This window comes from Acinetobacter sp. OYA S30 (assembly GCF_033599315.1).
GTDB classification, from domain to species: domain Bacteria; phylum Pseudomonadota; class Gammaproteobacteria; order Pseudomonadales; family Moraxellaceae; genus Acinetobacter; species Acinetobacter baumannii.
Window position 1 is genome coordinate 112,969 of the sequence record NZ_JAWVAV010000008.1, and the last position, 15,136, is coordinate 128,104.

Genomic DNA, 15,136 nt, shown 5'->3' on the forward strand with positions numbered 1-15,136 from the left:
TTATTTAATTCCCTGAGTAATTCAATGTATTCGTTACAAAACCTGTATCTTTGATTGAACTATTTTTAGCCAGTCTTCACTATCCAATAAGTCCTAATCTTCATCCATATTTTCCAAATTAGATAAAAAGCAGTAATTTAATTTTTTAATTTAAGTTTTTGAAATATAGATGTTTCTTTGTTTTTGATTTTTTATCCAGTTTAATTGATTTTGATAATTGCGTCGAGATTGGATAATGCTTGCAGCTTTTGGACAGTCTAAAAAAAATTTCAGATAGAAGATAAAGCCATAACAATGTCAGGAGTTGACACTATGGCTGGTCAAACCATTCAAATTAAAACTGCATCTGGAAAGCAGTTCAGTGCATATCTATCGACACCAGAAACAGGAAAAGGACCTGGTGTGGTGCTTTGTCAGGAAATCTTTGGGGTGAATGCAGCAATGCGGGAAAAGGCAGATTTTCTTGCAGAAGAAGGCTATACCGTTTTAGTTCCTGATCTATTTTGGCGTGTAGCATCTAATATTGAACTCGGTTATACACCAGATGATTTTCAAAAAGCTTTTGAACTTTATCAGCAATATGACGAAAACCTCGGTGTTGAAGATATTCAAGACAGCTTAGCTTTTTTAAAGACACGACCAGAATGTGATACCTCTACAGGTCTCGGCGTGGTGGGCTATTGTTTAGGTGGAAAGCTAGCTTACTTGGCAGGCTGTCGACTTTCTGAAATAGCATGTGCCGTAGGTTATTACGGTGTAGGTATTGAAAAAGCCTTAGATGAGTTAGCTAACGTAAAAGGGCGTTTGGTTTTACATATTGCAGAACTGGACCAATTTACACCGCCAGATGCGAGACAAGCGATTGTCGATGCAGCTAATCAATATTCAAATGTACAAGCTTATGTTTACGAAGGCGTTGGTCATGCCTTTGCACGACCAAAAAGCAACCATTACCACAAACCTTCAGCACGCTTTGCTCACGAGCGTACAGTAACAGCTCTACATGAAACGATTGGACCGAAATATGACCTAGTCGCACTCTGGGAAGAGCATATCCGTCATGAGTTCGATACGCGTGACGTCCCCGCAACTATGGCAACAATGGTCGCAGAACCTTATGTCAACCATATTCCAACGTTAACTGGTGGGGTAGGCCAAAGCCAGCTTGCTCGTTTTTATCAGTATCACTTTGTTCATCAAAACCCGAAAGATATGAAGATCACTTCGATCTCTCGTACGGTTGGCTCAACGCAAGTGGTAGACGAGTTCATTATGAGCTTTACACACGACGCTGAAATTGACTGGTTATTACCAGGTGTAAAACCAACTGGTAAATACGTCGAAATTCCAATGTTAGGTGTAATTCAGTTCAGAGGTTCAAAGCTGTGTCATGAACATATTTACTGGGACCAAGCATCGGTGCTCGTTCAAATTGGTTTATTAGACCCGACAGGCTTGCCAGTTGCAGGTGTCGAGACAGCGCGAAAACTTCTTGATGAAGATATTCCTTCCAATACGTTGATGCCATCTTGGTCAAGTAGTGAAGGCAAGCCAGTTAGTTAAGGAGTATTTGCAATGAATATAAATTTAAAAGGAAAAGTCGCTGTGGTGAGCGGTGGTGCAACACTCATTGGTAAAGCTGTTGTGCAAGCCTTAGTCAGTGCAGGTGCTCATGTCACTATCTTAGATATTGATGCAAAAGGCAAGGCGATTGCCGAAAGCTTTAACCATGGTGTGATGTTTATTCAAACCGATTTAACCAGTGATGCGGCTATCCACCAAGCCGTGGCGGATATTCACCAACATTTAGGTGAAGTGAGTTACTTGGTCAATCTGGCATGTACCTACTTAGATGACGGTTTTAAATCTTCACGTCAGGATTGGTTACAAGCACTCGATATTAATCTGGTCTCTACAGTTGAGCTGAGCCGTGCTTTATACAATGACCTAAAAAAGCAACAAGGTTCAATTGTTAACTTTACTTCCATTTCAGCCAAAGTGGCACAAACAGGACGCTGGTTATATCCGGTTTCTAAGGCCGCGATACGTCAACTCACACAAAGCATGGCAATGGATTTTGCTGCCGATGGTATTCGCGTCAATTCGGTTTCTCCGGGTTGGACATGGTCTCGTGTCATTGCAGAAGTCAGCGGTAATAACCGTGAAAAAGCCGATAGCGTGGCAGCCGATTATCACTTACTAGGTCGATTGGGTCATCCCGAAGAAGTCGCCAATGTTGTTTTGTTTTTATTGTCATCCGCTGCGAGCTTTGTCACCGGAGCAGATTATGCGGTCGACGGTGGCTATTCAGTGATGGGCCCTGAAGGATCACAGCCCGCTATTCCGCGTTTAGCTGAATAGCACAGCGTTTTAAAAGCACATTTAGAAAATTATGGAGAATATTATGCGCCGTATTGCAATTGTTGGAGCAGGACAGTCTGGTTTACAGCTTGGTTTGGGGTTATTAGATACAGGTTACGACGTAACCATGATTACCAACCGAACTGCTGATGAAATCCGTCAAGGTAAAGTCATGTCAAGCCAGTGTATGTTTCATACCGCTTTACAAACTGAACGTGACTTGGGACTAAATTTCTGGGAAGAACAATGTCCAGCCGTAGAAGGCATTGGGCTAGCTTTAGTGAACCCTGAAAATGGTGGTAAAGCATTTGAATGGAGCGCTCGTCTTGAGCGCTATGCTCAATCGGTCGATCAACGCGTCAAAATGCCATATTGGATGGAAGAATTTGAACGCCGTGGCGGTCGACTAGTGATTCAAGATGTGGGTATAGAAGAGTTAGAACAACTCGCAAACGACTATGAGCTTGTATTACTCGCCGCTGGTAAAGGTGAAGTTGTTAAACAGTTTGAACGTGATGATGTACGAAGTGTTTTTGATAAACCGCAGCGCGCTTTGGCTTTGACCTACGTCAAAAACATGAAGCCAATTTCACCTTATTCACGTGTGACTTTTAACATTATTCCTGAAGTCGGGGAATACTTTTCATTTCCGGCACTGACCGTGAATGGGCCTTGCGACATTATGGTGTTCGAAGGTATTCCAAATGGACCGATGGATTGCTGGCAAGATGTGAAAACACCAGAACAGCACCTGCAATGTAGTCTGGACTTACTCAAGAAATTTGTGCCTTGGGAATATGAACGCTGCGCAAATGTTGAATTAACTGATGCTGGCGGTTATTTGGCAGGGCGTTTCCCGCCGACGGTACGTAAGCCCGTTTTAACCTTACCGTCTGGCAAAAAGATTTTTGGCATGGCAGATGCCTTAGTGGTCAATGATCCAATTACCGGTCAAGGCTCAAACAATGCGGCTAAGTGTAGCAAGATCTATTTTGATGCCATTTTAGCCAATGATAATCAAAGCTTTAGCGAACAATGGATGCTTCAAACTTTTGAACGCTATTGGGCTTATGCAGAAAAAGTCGTGGCTTGGACCAATAGCTTGTTATTACCACCAGAGCCTCATGTCGTTGAACTCCTAGCAGCTGCAAGCCAAAACCAGAGCATTGCTTCAATTATGGCCAATAACTTTGATGACCCGCGCTCTTTTGCCCCGTGGTGGTTTGATGCAGATCAAGCTCAGACATTCTTAGCTTCAAAAACCGCAGCAAAAGTCGCTTAAGGTCAAAATATCAAAGGGAGATTTAAAAATGGACACAATTGAAACTTTAGCTTTACAAGCGATTAATGCCGAAAACCCAAGAGAAATTCGTAATTTGCTTGGTCAGTTTGCAACTGGCGTTACCGTGATTACCACTCGTGGTAAAGATGGCCGGAAAATAGGTATGACAGCCAATTCATTTTCATCTCTGTCTTTAGATCCGCCATTAATTTTGTGGAACCTTTCAAAAACGGCGCCAAGTTTGCCTGATTTTGTAGAAGCTGAATATTTTGCTATTCACATGTTGGCACAAGAGCATCATCAGCTTTCGGGGCATTTTGCTCGAGGTGCCGAAGACAAATTTGCAGGCATTGCCCATCAACAATGCAACGCAGGCGTTCCAATTTTGTCCGATGCACTCGCAACCTTGGTTTGCCGTAATGTGAATCAATATGAAGGCGGAGATCACCTGATTTTTATTGGTCAAATTGAACAATACCAACAACGCCAAGGTGAACCATTAGTATTTCACGCAGGAAAGTATCGGATTGCCGCTGAGCATCCAGAATTAGCCCATTAATTCACCATAATCACGATCAATCCGGTCGTGATTTTTTTATAGGAAATAAGAAGATGAAAAGCGCTTTAATTAAACATGGCTTTTTAGCAGGGACATTATTAGGTTTGCCGTGGGTTACACATGCCTATGATTTACCGACCGTAAATTTAGGCATGACTAGCTTTCTCGATGGTGGATTACCTGCAGGGCCCGGCTGGTATGCTCAAACCTATTTTCAAAATTACGATAGCAATAAACTGGTCGATGCCAATGGACAAAAACTCGGTTTACCTAAAACAGATTTAAATTATCACGTACTGGTTGAGCAGATTAGTTATTTATCGAATGTCCGAGTAAAAGATAAAGCCAGTCTAGGCATGAATTTTTTAATTCCTTTTGTCAGCAAAATGGACATGGATGATGGCTTAAATAATGCTGCTATTAAGGCCCAAAGTGGCTTTGGGGACATTATGATCGGACCTTTTATTCAGTTCGATCCAGTCATGGGTGCGCAAGGGCCGAGGTTTGTACATCGTTTTGAGTTTCAGGTGAATTTACCTACTGGCGAATACGACCAGCAAAAAGATATTAACCCAAGTAATAACGCTGTTTCATTTGACCCGTATTGGGCTGCCACATATTGGTTTAATCCCAAATGGACTGCGTCAACACGTATCCATTATCTCTATAACTTTAAAAATGATGACCCAAGCTATGCGTTTGCAGGTGCAAATGATATGCAAGCTGGGCAAGCAATTCATGCAAACTTCGCAACAGACTATGCCATTACTGAACAGTTCCGCTTGGGACTAAATGGCTATTGGCTAAAACAAGTCACAGACACCGAAGTTGATGGTGAAAAAGTTAAAGGTCGACGTGAACAAGTGTGGGCAATTGGTCCGGGTGCGATGTATAGTTTTTCTAAAAATGATCACTTGGTTGCAAATGCCTATTTTGAGCAAGATGCTGAAAACCGACCAGAAGGTACGCGACTACAAGTTCGTTATGTCCATCATTTTTAAGTCATAAAAAAAAGCCTTTTATATCAACAAATATAAAAGGCTTTTATCTATTTTTTAATTTAAGAAAAAATTGAAGTAATGATGCCTGACCCTTCATTCTGTCCAGATCGGCGAGTAGACGAAGGTAACTCACCATAACGGCGTTTGTACTCTTGAGAAAAACGGCCTAAATGGGTAAATCCCCATTTAAATGCAACGTCAGTGACAGATAGATTTTCATTGTGCATGAGCTCTAAATGGGCTTGTTCAAAACGTAATTCTTTTAAATAAGACATTGGGGTTGTCCCCAAATAATTTTTAAAACCAGTAAATAGGGTTCTTACGCTCACGCCTGCATACTCGGCCAGAATTTCGACATTAAGCGGCTCATGCAAATGTTCTTTAATATATGCTTCTGTGCGCTTCACGAAATAAGGAGAGACTGTTTTTTCTTTATGCTGATCTATTTTGTGTAATGCGTTATTGGGTTGACCATAAATGAGAGCATTAAATAAATTTGACTCAAACTGTTTAAAGGCTAAAGGATGATGGAGAGGGTGTTGCTCGCATGCTAAAGCATCCATCAATGTTCTAACCAGCTGCAAAAAATAGGCTCCACCTTGGGTAGAAAAATCTAATTTTGGGTCAAAAATGAGTAAGTTATTTTCTGAATCGGCAATGTGTTGACGGCAATGGTAAGTAAAATCATCCTTTGACACTTTTAGAATGAGCTGTGGTGAGTTTGCATGCCAGCGCATACGTAAAGATTGCTGAGGAGAAATAAGAGAAGCAACTTGAGAATAAGAAATGAACTTTTGCGAACCAAACTCGATTTCTGCATAGCCCTGAGTTGGAATCTGAATTAAGTAAAAGTTATCCAGATGATCTGGTTCAATAATGACATCTGCGCCATATTCCAAGCGACTAATAGACAATGTGCCTGTTTTAACATGGTGCATAGTTGCACTGAAATCTCGCTTCTGATGAGAGATTTTAAGATCATGCGGTTTAAAAATTTGGCCTACATTTCGGCAGGTTTCGCTTAAATCGTGGTGATCGAACACCAAATTATGATCAGTAAAGATCGGCTCATTTTGAAAATGACGTCCATTGAGTTCGTGGGAGTTGGCTTGGTTCATATTTATCCCTTTTGGCTCACTCCTGTATTTACCTATGTTGCAAAAGTTTTAAACTTTCACTGTGCAATAAGTAAATACGGCACTTAAAAATTAAGTTAAGCGTAAAATACAATGAGATATAAGCAAGATATAGACCAATCTAACCGCTAGTTATTGTGATTTTCTCAAACTTTTACGTCGGATTTTGTCCATCAATTTAATACATTCGAGAAATAGAATAGGGGGATATAAAAGGTGCTATAACTTAATCTCATCATGATCTTATTCCTTAAGATCTATCAAAATTTATAACAAATCCGTGCGAACTGGTCAATTTATTTTGTCGGAATTCATTATTTTATATTATTGATATATAAAAACTTTTAATTTAAATGCAAAAATTCAATATACCCTTTATAAGAGTATATTGAATGATTTCAGGTTTAGTGGTTTTTAAATTATTTGTACTGAAGCTATTTGTACTTTTAGCGTGAGGTATTGCTCTGTAAAAATTTCTCGCTGTAGATACGGTAGTTTTGCAAAGCTTGTTCATCTAACCAATTTTTAACGGCTTCAATCATTGGCGGTGGGCCACATAAATACATATCAAAAGCCTGCTCGGCCAGTTGATCTTTATTTAAGTGCTCGTGAATATAGCCCGCTTTACCTTGCCAAGTTTCCGTTGCCTTAGTCACAATCGGGTGATAGCTAAAGTTGGGTAGCTGTTCTGCATAGGCCTGTAAACGCTGTTGTTCACACAAGTCGGTTTCACTATTTACGCCGTAGTACAACTGAACTGCAGGTGAGTTAGGCTGATCAACCAAGTTATCAAGCATTCCCAAGAAAGCTGATAAGCCAGTTCCACCTGCCACAAAAACCAATGGTCGTTCTACTTCACGTAAATAGAAACTACCAAGCGGTGCTTCAATAAGTAAGCTTTGTCCAACCTGACAACGGTCACGCAGGTAATTACTCATCACACCGTCTGGTAAGAGACGAATTAAAAATTGTAATTGATTGGTCGCATTTGGTCTATTTGCAAAAGAATATGAGCGCCAATCTTCAGTATCTGGTATTTGCAAACGAGCGTATTGACCTGGCAAAAACTGAAGTTGTTCAGCATGACTGCTGGCATCAAGATGTAAAATTGCTGTTGTTTCTGAAACCAGCTCAACCGCAGTCACTTTGGTTTCAATTTTTAAGGTATCACCAGCATTGCAAATAGCAGAATCATGATCGAAATAAAAAGCTGCATCTGATTTTACACGCGTCTGGCAAGCTAACATTTTTCGCTCGGCCAAATCACGTTCACTTAATGCATCTTCATCGACATATTCTTGCTCATAAATGCCGGTTTCACACTGTCCCTGACAGGTACCACAAACACCTTCGCGGCAGTCTAACGGCAACTTAATTCCTTGACGAACTGCCGCATCAAGCAACAATTCGTCGTTATTTACCGAAATGAAAAAGGTTTTGCCATCGGCAAAGTTAAGTGCAACTGAATGTCCCATTTTCATTCCCCTTAAACGTGATAGAAGTCTAAAACGGAATCAATTTTGTCATTCAGCAAAATGCTGTGCTGACGACGAATACGGAAACTATCTGCGGTTTGGCGTAAAAGATAAGTAGCGTGTCCGTAAAAACAGCCTTCTAAACCTTGACGGTTATAAAGCGTTTGCCATGCAACTTTTGCTTCGATAAGACCATCATCCAATGTTTTAACTCGGATGTTGTTTATGCTGTGCAAAGTACGTGGTAATGGCGTTGCAGAGGCTGCTTTTCCGGTACGAATACGGAATACACGGTCTTCAAGGCCTGTACGGTCCGCATAATAAATATAAGACAAGCCCTGATTTGGATCTTGAACATAGTTATGGTCATCAATCCACTGTGGAATATGATATTCACTATCTTCATCGTAAAGCTCTAGGTAGGCATCCCAGTCATAAGCATCACAAAGCTCTGCCTTTTTGTACAAAAACTGAGATACAGCAAAATGTAGTTCTTGTGACATGGTTACACCTCATCCATTACGGCATTGTTTTCAAAAGTAATATCCTGCATTTTCAACGCTTTTTTATTTAAGCCGTCGAGCATGAGACGTTGCCAGTGTCCATGCTGGTTTACATAGAGTCCTTCATGGGTAAATTCACGGCCAGTAATAACGGGTTGAATGCCTAAATCTTGTGAGTTTTTGGTCGCGCCATATTCCCAAGACTGACAACCACGCGAAATATCGCTCCAACGTTCAAGTGGTGCCTGAAAACCTTTTTGCTGTTCACGGAATTCAACTAAATCGTCTGGTGTACCAAGGCCTGATACGTTAAAGAAATCTTCAAACTGGCGAATACGATTACGGCGTGCTTCAGTAGATTCACCTTTAACACCAATACATTGGCTAATGACTTCAGTTTTATTCCATGCCACAGGGCGAACAATACGAAGCTGTGAGCTAATTTGATCCATAAAAAATAGGCTAGGGTACAAGTTCAAATTTCTTAAACGATGCATTGCCCATTCAGCATATTTTTCGCCATATTTTTCAACCATATATGGCATAACTGTGCTGTAGCCTGGACGAACTGTCGGATTTGGCATGTCACTGAATAAAACACTATGGCCATTTTTAAAACTAAACCAGCCATCATCAGTTTCTGAGTCACCTGCACCTAATTTACTGTAGTCGAGCGTGTCGAGTTCGGCACCTTTTGATGCATTGACTTGCTGACGGTGTTGAACTGTAGAGACATAGTTATAGTGAACGGTACTTACATGATAACCATCTAAGCCATTTTCATTTTGTAGCTTCCAGTTACCTGCAAAGGTATAAGATGACTTACCTTGTAATACTTCGAGTTCACCTGTTGGCGACTGGTTAACCATTAAATCAAGGAACAGTTTTGCATCGCCCAAAAAGTCTTCTAGTGAATCTGTTGCTTGAGTATCAAGACTTACAAATACAAATCCACGGTAGCTGGCAATACGGCCTTGTTTTAAACCACGGCTTGATTTATCAAAATCTTCACAATATTCGCTAGGCGCTTTGACTTTAACCAAACGGCCATCTGACTTATAGCACCATGCGTGGAACGGACAGGTAAATGTAGATTGATTGCCTTTAGCAACGCGTGTTAAGGTCGCACCGCGGTGTTCACAAGCATTCACCATGGCATGTAGTTCGCCTTTACCATCACGGCTTACAATAATCGGTTGGCGGCCAATTTGAACGGTTAGGAAATCATGATTGTTTGGAATTTCACTTTCGTGACATGCGTAAATCCAAACCTTTTCAAAAATAAATTCCATTTCCAAGTCAAATAGTTCTGGCTCGGTAAACATGTCGCGTGCAATACGGAACACGCCATCGTTAGGACGGAAGTCGATACATCCATCTATAAAATCATTCCATTGTTTTAAATTAGATGAGGTCATTTACTCAATCCTCCAATCAATCAGCTTTTAACTGATTGAACCGCGATTAAACATTGCTCTCTATCCGTTTTTTCCAGATCTTTATCCACTTTGTGCAGTTTTGATTTTTTAATTGAACTCTTTTGAAGAAAGAGTAGAGATTTAAATTTGTATGTGTTTTAAGCTATTAAAGTTTTCTATAATGTTAAGCAGCATAAAAATGAAACTTTGTGAACTAAGTCTATGAAAGAACAAAACTTAAAATTACAAATTAGAATTCTTTTAGAGCAAAATATTGCATTTGGTCCGGGTAAGGCGGATTTACTTGAAGCAATTGCGAGAACTGGTTCAATCTCACAAGCTGCAAAATCTATGAATATGAGCTATCGCCGTGCATGGCAATTGGTCGATATAATGAATCAATGCTTTGAAACAGCTTTAGTGGAAACACAAACGGGGGGAACACATGGTGGTGGGGCAGCTATCACAGCTTTGGGCCAGAAAGTCTTACAGCATTACCGTCAAATGGAAAACAATGCCCGACAAGCTTTAGAGCATGATTACCAAATCATGAGTAGTTATTTAAAAGGTTAAGATAAAAGATTGCATAACGATGAAATCTTTTGATTTGGTATAGCTTTTGCTTAATATCAAGTGCACGCCGAAAAAGCACTGCTGCATTCCAGTCATCTATAGTTAACGAATTATGCTTTTCATAATCTTCGTGTAGCGCTATATTCTTGGGTATATATCGCTGCAAAAAAAACACAAAAAAGGTAAACATAATGGTAAGTGATACGAAGATAAAAAATTTGGCTTTCGCCTGTTCAGTCCTCAGCATAGGATTGGTCTTTAATGTTCCAGCCAAGGCTGAATCAGTTACTGTTTATGCAGCAGCAAGCTTAACGAATGCAATTAACGATTTAGAAAAAATTTACGAAAAACAGAATAAAGTAGAAATTAAAACTTCATATGCAGGTTCATCGACCTTAGCTAAACAAATTGAAGCTGGAGCACCAGCTGATATTTTTATTTCAGCAGATACCCAGTGGATGGATTATCTGCAAAATAAAAAATTAGTTGCAACAAATGACCGTATAAATTTACTAGGCAACCGTCTGGTTCTAATTACCCCTAAAGGGCAGTCATTAAACATAAAACTAGATAAAACGACCGATCCAAATAAAGTGTTTACAGGAAAGGTTTGTACAGGGGATACCCAAAGTGTGCCTGTAGGCAAATATGCTAAACAAGCTTTTACTAATTTAGGTTGGTGGAGTCGTATTGAACCAAAGTTAGTTGAAACAGAAGATGTTCGGGCGGCATTAAATTTTGTTGCGCGAGGTGAATGTCAGGTTGGGATTGTCTATGCAACCGATGCAGCGATTAGTAAAGACGTGAAGGTAGCTGGCATATTTCCGGAAAATACGCATTCACCAATTATTTATCCTTTAGGGTTGATTAAAAAGAACTCAAACTCAGCAAAGTTCTATCAATTTTTACAAAGCAATCAAGCCAAAGCAGTCTTTAAAAAATATGGCTTTAGTATGTTGGCTCCAGTCAAGCTATGATGTTTTCTCTAACCCCAGAAGAGCTCAGCGTGCTACAACTTTCTTGTAAGGTGGCAGCGAGTTGTCTTGTGGTTAGTATTATTCCTGCAATTTGTGTGGGGTGGTTTTTGGCTCGTAAAGACTTTTGGGGTAAGTCACTCATTGAAACATTGGTGTTTTTACCTTTAGTGCTACCGCCAGTGGTTCCTGGTTATTTGCTTTTACAAGTTTTTGGAAGCCGCGGCATTATTGGACAATATTTGGCACCGCTCGGAATTGATTTTGCATTTAACTGGAAAGGCGCCGTTCTTGCTTCGGCAGTGATGGGTTTCCCGTTATTGGTGCAATCTATTCGTCTAGCGATTGAACTGGTCGATCAGCGTTTAGAAATGGCAGCAAAGACATTAGGTGCCTCATCTTTAGGGGCATTTTTTCATGTCACTTTGCCTCTTGCCAGCAGTGGCATTTTAATTGGTGCTATTTTATGTTTTTGCCGTAGTTTAGGAGAGTTTGGGGCCACCATTACTTTTGTGGGTAATATTTCAAATGAAACACGGACTTTGCCTCTAGCCATGTATAGCTTAATGCAACAACCCGATACAGAAGCTGCTATTCAAAGGCTTATTGTTTTATCGTTAAGTGTAGCTTTTTTAGCGCTATGGTTTGCCCAGTGGTTTCATCGTTATCAAAAGAAGCGGTTAGGACGGTAAAATTATGTTGATTGAATGCCGTTTTCAGCTACACATGGGCCAGTTTCATATTGAACCTAGTTTCCAGTCAGATGCTTCTGTTATTGGGCTATTTGGTGCCTCTGGGTCAGGTAAAACGTCCATTTTACATGCCATTGCAGGGCTGAACACTCCGCGTAGTGGGCTTATTAAAATACAGGATCAAACGTGGTTTGATTCAAATCAAAAAATTAATGTCAGCACGCAAAAACGGCATGTTGGATTGGTTTTTCAAGATGCTCAGCTTTTTCCGCATAAAACAGTCAAGCAAAATTTATTATTTGGTTTTCAGCATCTTTCCCAACAAGAACGTCAATTTGAAGCAGATTACATTATTGAGTTATTAAAGTTAGGGCATTTATTACAACGTATGCCTATCAAACTCTCAGGTGGGGAAAAGCAGCGCGTGGCACTAGGTCGAGCATTATTATATTCGCCTAAGCTGTTACTGCTTGATGAACCTTTATCAGCATTAGATGCGAATCATAAAGCTGAAATTATTCCTTTTTTTCAAAAGGTAAAAGAGGAAATTAAAATTCCGATGATTTATGTAAGTCATGATATTCAAGAGATTAAACAACTGACCGAAACAATGTGGATTTTATAATTTTTCATTTTTTATACGCATTTCCAAACTTACGAGAGTCGGAGTTATAGAGAACTCATTCTGAGCCTGCGGGAGATCGAACCCTAAAAAGTTACTAGTTTTGATAAACCATAAATCTGATTTTAGCCGAATAAATCAAAACCTGTCTTATTGAAAATGATTATTAATAACAAAATATTCTTGACCTTTAAATTTTATAAACTACTTATAAAACAATGTCTTAGTTTGTAATTTTAAGCTGTAACTCATTTGTATCAGATCATAATTTGAACTTTTATATCCACTCACTCTTGATAAGAATGATAATTATTTGCAATTATATTTATAGATTTCTTTATAATATAAATTGGAGTATTCACATGCGCTCTACCATCGTGGTCACAGGTGCTGCAAGAGGGATAGGAGCGGCTATCGCCAAGCAACTACTAGATCAGGGGTATCATGTTATTGGTATTGACTGTCAAAAAAATCCTGAACAATGGGATATCAGTAAAACAATGACGTCAGATCAATCTTCACAATGGCAAGGCATCTCACAAGACATTACCCATCAACAAGAAATACAAACTTTAATTTCAGAGCTGTTAGAAAAATACGAAATTACGGGGTTAGTAAATGCAGCAGGAGTATTAATTATGCGCTCCATGCTTGAAGCAAAAACGGAAGATTGGGAAACACTTTTTGCGGTCAATGTCATGGCGCCTATCGCGATCAGCCAACAAGTTGCTAAACATTTTTGTGCAAAAAGGCGGGGTAGCATTGTCACTATTAGTTCAAATAGTGCGCGTATGCCACGTATGCAACTTGGTATGTACGCCACCACTAAGGCTGCACTAAGTCATTTTTGTCGCAATCTGGCACTTGAAATCGCCCCTTATCAAGTCAGGCTGAATATCGTTTCACCTGGATCTACTCTCACTCAAATGCAGCAACAACTCTGGACAGATAATGCACCTCCACCTGCAGTAATTGATGGCGATTTAAGCCAGTACCGAACAGGTATTCCCTTACGGAAACTCGCGCAACCAGATGATATTGCCAATACCGTGAGCTTTTTACTTTCGGACCGAGCGGCCCAAATTACAATGCAAGAAATAGTGGTAGATGGAGGAGCTACACTTGGGGTTTAAAGCTTACTTCAGCACAACAATACACTGAAATTAAAGAACAAATATTTTTAAAGATAGAAAAGGAAAATACCAATGAGTATTCCAAAGATTGCAAGTTACAGCATGCCCCAAGCGCACGAATTTACTCCAAACAAAACAAATTGGCCATTGCATACCAATCGTGCTGTTTTATTGGTTCATGATATGCAGCAATATTTTTTAGATTTCTATGATCTAACCCAAGAACCTATTCCAGAACTAATTCAAAACACTAAGGCATTAATTGATGCTGCTCGCCAGTCTAATATTCCCGTTGTTTATACAGCACAACCTGGCAACCAATCACCTGAATATCGGCAGTTATTAACCGACTTTTGGGGGCCTGGTTTAAAGGATGAGCCAAGCATCACACAGATTTTTCCGAAAATTTCACCTCAAAAAAATGATACGGTGCTTACTAAGTGGAGATATAGTGTTTTTAAATTTTCTCCGCTCGAACAACTCATGCGAGACTCTGGTCGCGATCAACTCATTATCTGTGGTGTATATGCACATATTGGTTGTCTAATGAGTGCTGCGGAAGCATTTATGCTAAACATACAGCCATTTTTATGTGGTGATGCGCTGGCTGACTTTAGCAGAGAAGAGCACGATATGGCATTAAAATATGCCAGTACACGATGTGCTCAAGTCATGACAACACAACAAGTAATCCAAGCATGGATACAAGAATAAGATGCACTACCTCTAGAATAAAAATCATTTAACTTTCTGTATTTAAGATATAAAGAGCAGGTCATTGATCTGCTTTTTATATAGGTCGAAATGAATACTTATAATAGAGGATGGATGCAATTCATCATTATTTAATCAATAAAATATAATGGTTATCATTATGTATTTGATAATTACTTAATATTGAATATTAAAACTTATGTGTATATGATACACCGTTAAACACAAATGATAATAATTATCATATGTTAACCATTATACAAAATAATGTTGAAGAGGGTCGCCATATGGTTCAGTTCAAGAATGCATCTAGTCGCAAAGTGCGTACATGTAGAAAGCAAAGAGAGGGATAATATAGGAGTTATTTTAAAACTTAATAATTAGCTCAGAGCTTATTTATAGGGTAGTAAGTTCTAATTTATAGATCAAATCATTTCCATAATTTTCAGGTAAATATAGTCAAAATAATTTTAAAAAATTCCTATATTTCTAGACATTAAGGTTCAGTAAGATGACGACAATATCAAAATCATTATTAAATGGATTACCGATAAAAAAATCTAGGGTACAAGTTTTTGAGATTTTAAATCAGAACCCACAAGGCTTAAGCGCGGTAAGTATCTATGCGCAAATTAAAAATGAACATAAAATTACGTTAGGTACCATTTATCGAATTTTATCTGAGTTTGAAAA

Annotated in this window: 16 protein-coding genes; 12 read left to right on the plus strand and 4 right to left on the minus strand. The window is 39.4% G+C overall.

Going from position 1 to position 15,136, the window contains the following annotated elements; all coding sequences use genetic code 11:
* The first annotated feature begins 312 nt into the window (after nucleotides 1–312).
* Genes R5R67_RS06480 through R5R67_RS06500 form a run of 5 tightly spaced genes read left to right on the plus strand, consistent with a single transcriptional unit; the run spans nucleotide 313 to nucleotide 5,203 of the window.
* Nucleotides 313–1,563 carry a dienelactone hydrolase family protein gene (locus tag R5R67_RS06480; protein WP_318754786.1) on the plus strand — a complete coding sequence of 417 codons (1,251 nt, stop codon included), beginning with the start codon at nucleotides 313–315 and terminating at the stop codon, nucleotides 1,561–1,563.
* Nucleotides 1,564–1,575: 12 nt separating this feature from the next.
* Complete coding sequence (locus R5R67_RS06485) at nucleotides 1,576–2,361, plus strand: SDR family oxidoreductase (RefSeq protein WP_001024684.1); 786 nt, start codon at nucleotides 1,576–1,578, stop codon at nucleotides 2,359–2,361.
* Between the two features lie 43 nt (nucleotides 2,362–2,404).
* Nucleotides 2,405–3,643 (plus strand): styrene monooxygenase/indole monooxygenase family protein, encoded by a 1,239-nt coding sequence (locus R5R67_RS06490; protein WP_001252585.1) that lies wholly within the window; start codon nucleotides 2,405–2,407, stop codon nucleotides 3,641–3,643.
* Between the two features lie 28 nt (nucleotides 3,644–3,671).
* A complete protein-coding gene (locus R5R67_RS06495; protein WP_000379651.1) occupies nucleotides 3,672–4,202 on the plus strand; it encodes a flavin reductase family protein in 531 nt (176 codons plus the stop codon).
* A 53-nt stretch (nucleotides 4,203–4,255) separates the two neighbouring features.
* The gene (locus tag R5R67_RS06500) at nucleotides 4,256–5,203 is read left to right on the plus strand and encodes a transporter (RefSeq protein ID WP_000833517.1); all 948 of its coding nucleotides are present in this window, start codon (nucleotides 4,256–4,258) and stop codon (nucleotides 5,201–5,203) included.
* A 59-nt stretch (nucleotides 5,204–5,262) separates the two neighbouring features.
* Here R5R67_RS06500 and R5R67_RS06505 read toward each other — a convergent pair whose 3' ends face one another.
* From R5R67_RS06505 to antA, 4 genes are all read right to left on the minus strand, one after another.
* Nucleotides 5,263–6,321 carry an AraC family transcriptional regulator gene (locus R5R67_RS06505; RefSeq protein ID WP_001070638.1) on the minus strand — a complete coding sequence of 353 codons (1,059 nt, stop codon included), beginning with the start codon at nucleotides 6,319–6,321 and terminating at the stop codon, nucleotides 5,263–5,265.
* Between the two features lie 464 nt (nucleotides 6,322–6,785).
* Nucleotides 6,786–7,820: an anthranilate 1,2-dioxygenase electron transfer component AntC gene (gene antC / locus R5R67_RS06510; RefSeq protein WP_085943448.1), complete on the minus strand. Its 1,035-nt coding sequence runs from the start codon at nucleotides 7,818–7,820 to the stop codon at nucleotides 6,786–6,788.
* Between the two features lie 5 nt (nucleotides 7,821–7,825).
* Entirely contained in the window at nucleotides 7,826–8,317 is a 492-nt protein-coding gene (gene antB / locus R5R67_RS06515) for an anthranilate 1,2-dioxygenase small subunit (RefSeq protein ID WP_000076811.1), read from the minus strand.
* Nucleotides 8,318–8,319: 2 nt separating this feature from the next.
* On the minus strand, nucleotides 8,320–9,735 hold the full coding sequence (gene antA / locus R5R67_RS06520; protein ID WP_318754787.1) for an anthranilate 1,2-dioxygenase large subunit: 1,416 nt from the start codon (nucleotides 9,733–9,735) through the stop codon (nucleotides 8,320–8,322).
* Nucleotides 9,736–9,957: 222 nt separating this feature from the next.
* Between antA and R5R67_RS06525 the strand changes: the two genes are divergently transcribed.
* The 7 genes from R5R67_RS06525 to R5R67_RS06555 all read left to right on the plus strand — a co-directional run.
* A complete protein-coding gene (locus R5R67_RS06525; protein ID WP_000663109.1) occupies nucleotides 9,958–10,308 on the plus strand; it encodes a winged helix-turn-helix domain-containing protein in 351 nt (116 codons plus the stop codon).
* A gap of 191 nt (nucleotides 10,309–10,499) precedes the next feature.
* Entirely contained in the window at nucleotides 10,500–11,285 is a 786-nt protein-coding gene (gene modA, locus R5R67_RS06530; RefSeq protein WP_000253146.1) for a molybdate ABC transporter substrate-binding protein, read from the plus strand.
* Nucleotides 11,282–11,974: a molybdate ABC transporter permease subunit gene (modB, locus tag R5R67_RS06535; RefSeq protein ID WP_000971580.1), complete on the plus strand. Its 693-nt coding sequence runs from the start codon at nucleotides 11,282–11,284 to the stop codon at nucleotides 11,972–11,974. Before modA ends, modB begins: the two co-directional genes overlap by 4 nt.
* Before the next feature lie 4 nt (nucleotides 11,975–11,978).
* Entirely contained in the window at nucleotides 11,979–12,599 is a 621-nt protein-coding gene (locus R5R67_RS06540; protein WP_000904336.1) for an ATP-binding cassette domain-containing protein, read from the plus strand.
* 359 nt (nucleotides 12,600–12,958) lie between these two features.
* Nucleotides 12,959–13,729: an SDR family oxidoreductase gene (locus R5R67_RS06545; protein ID WP_001257945.1), complete on the plus strand. Its 771-nt coding sequence runs from the start codon at nucleotides 12,959–12,961 to the stop codon at nucleotides 13,727–13,729.
* Between the two features lie 72 nt (nucleotides 13,730–13,801).
* Entirely contained in the window at nucleotides 13,802–14,443 is a 642-nt protein-coding gene (locus R5R67_RS06550; protein WP_000026858.1) for an isochorismatase family protein, read from the plus strand.
* Nucleotides 14,444–14,954: 511 nt separating this feature from the next.
* The coding region (locus tag R5R67_RS06555) for a transcriptional repressor (protein ID WP_318754788.1) at nucleotides 14,955–15,136 on the plus strand (182 nt) is incomplete at its 3' end.

Bases quoted from the DNA above. Each gene is read 5' to 3' on its own strand.
- modB (WP_000971580.1), top strand. From the start codon at position 11,282: ATGATGTTTTCTCTAACCCCAGAAGAGCTCAGCGTGCTACAACTTTCT.
- R5R67_RS06500 (WP_000833517.1), top strand. From the start codon at position 4,256: ATGAAAAGCGCTTTAATTAAACATGGCTTTTTAGCAGGGACATTATTA.
- R5R67_RS06525 (WP_000663109.1), top strand. From the start codon at position 9,958: ATGAAAGAACAAAACTTAAAATTACAAATTAGAATTCTTTTAGAGCAA.
- R5R67_RS06480 (WP_318754786.1), top strand. From the start codon at position 313: ATGGCTGGTCAAACCATTCAAATTAAAACTGCATCTGGAAAGCAGTTC.
- R5R67_RS06505 (WP_001070638.1), bottom strand. From the start codon at position 6,321: ATGAACCAAGCCAACTCCCACGAACTCAATGGACGTCATTTTCAAAAT.
- modA (WP_000253146.1), top strand. From the start codon at position 10,500: ATGGTAAGTGATACGAAGATAAAAAATTTGGCTTTCGCCTGTTCAGTC.
- antC (WP_085943448.1), bottom strand. From the start codon at position 7,820: ATGAAAATGGGACATTCAGTTGCACTTAACTTTGCCGATGGCAAAACC.
- R5R67_RS06490 (WP_001252585.1), top strand. From the start codon at position 2,405: ATGCGCCGTATTGCAATTGTTGGAGCAGGACAGTCTGGTTTACAGCTT.
- antA (WP_318754787.1), bottom strand. From the start codon at position 9,735: ATGACCTCATCTAATTTAAAACAATGGAATGATTTTATAGATGGATGT.
- R5R67_RS06550 (WP_000026858.1), top strand. From the start codon at position 13,802: ATGAGTATTCCAAAGATTGCAAGTTACAGCATGCCCCAAGCGCACGAA.
- R5R67_RS06545 (WP_001257945.1), top strand. From the start codon at position 12,959: ATGCGCTCTACCATCGTGGTCACAGGTGCTGCAAGAGGGATAGGAGCG.
- antB (WP_000076811.1), bottom strand. From the start codon at position 8,317: ATGTCACAAGAACTACATTTTGCTGTATCTCAGTTTTTGTACAAAAAG.
- R5R67_RS06495 (WP_000379651.1), top strand. From the start codon at position 3,672: ATGGACACAATTGAAACTTTAGCTTTACAAGCGATTAATGCCGAAAAC.
- R5R67_RS06540 (WP_000904336.1), top strand. From the start codon at position 11,979: ATGTTGATTGAATGCCGTTTTCAGCTACACATGGGCCAGTTTCATATT.
- R5R67_RS06485 (WP_001024684.1), top strand. From the start codon at position 1,576: ATGAATATAAATTTAAAAGGAAAAGTCGCTGTGGTGAGCGGTGGTGCA.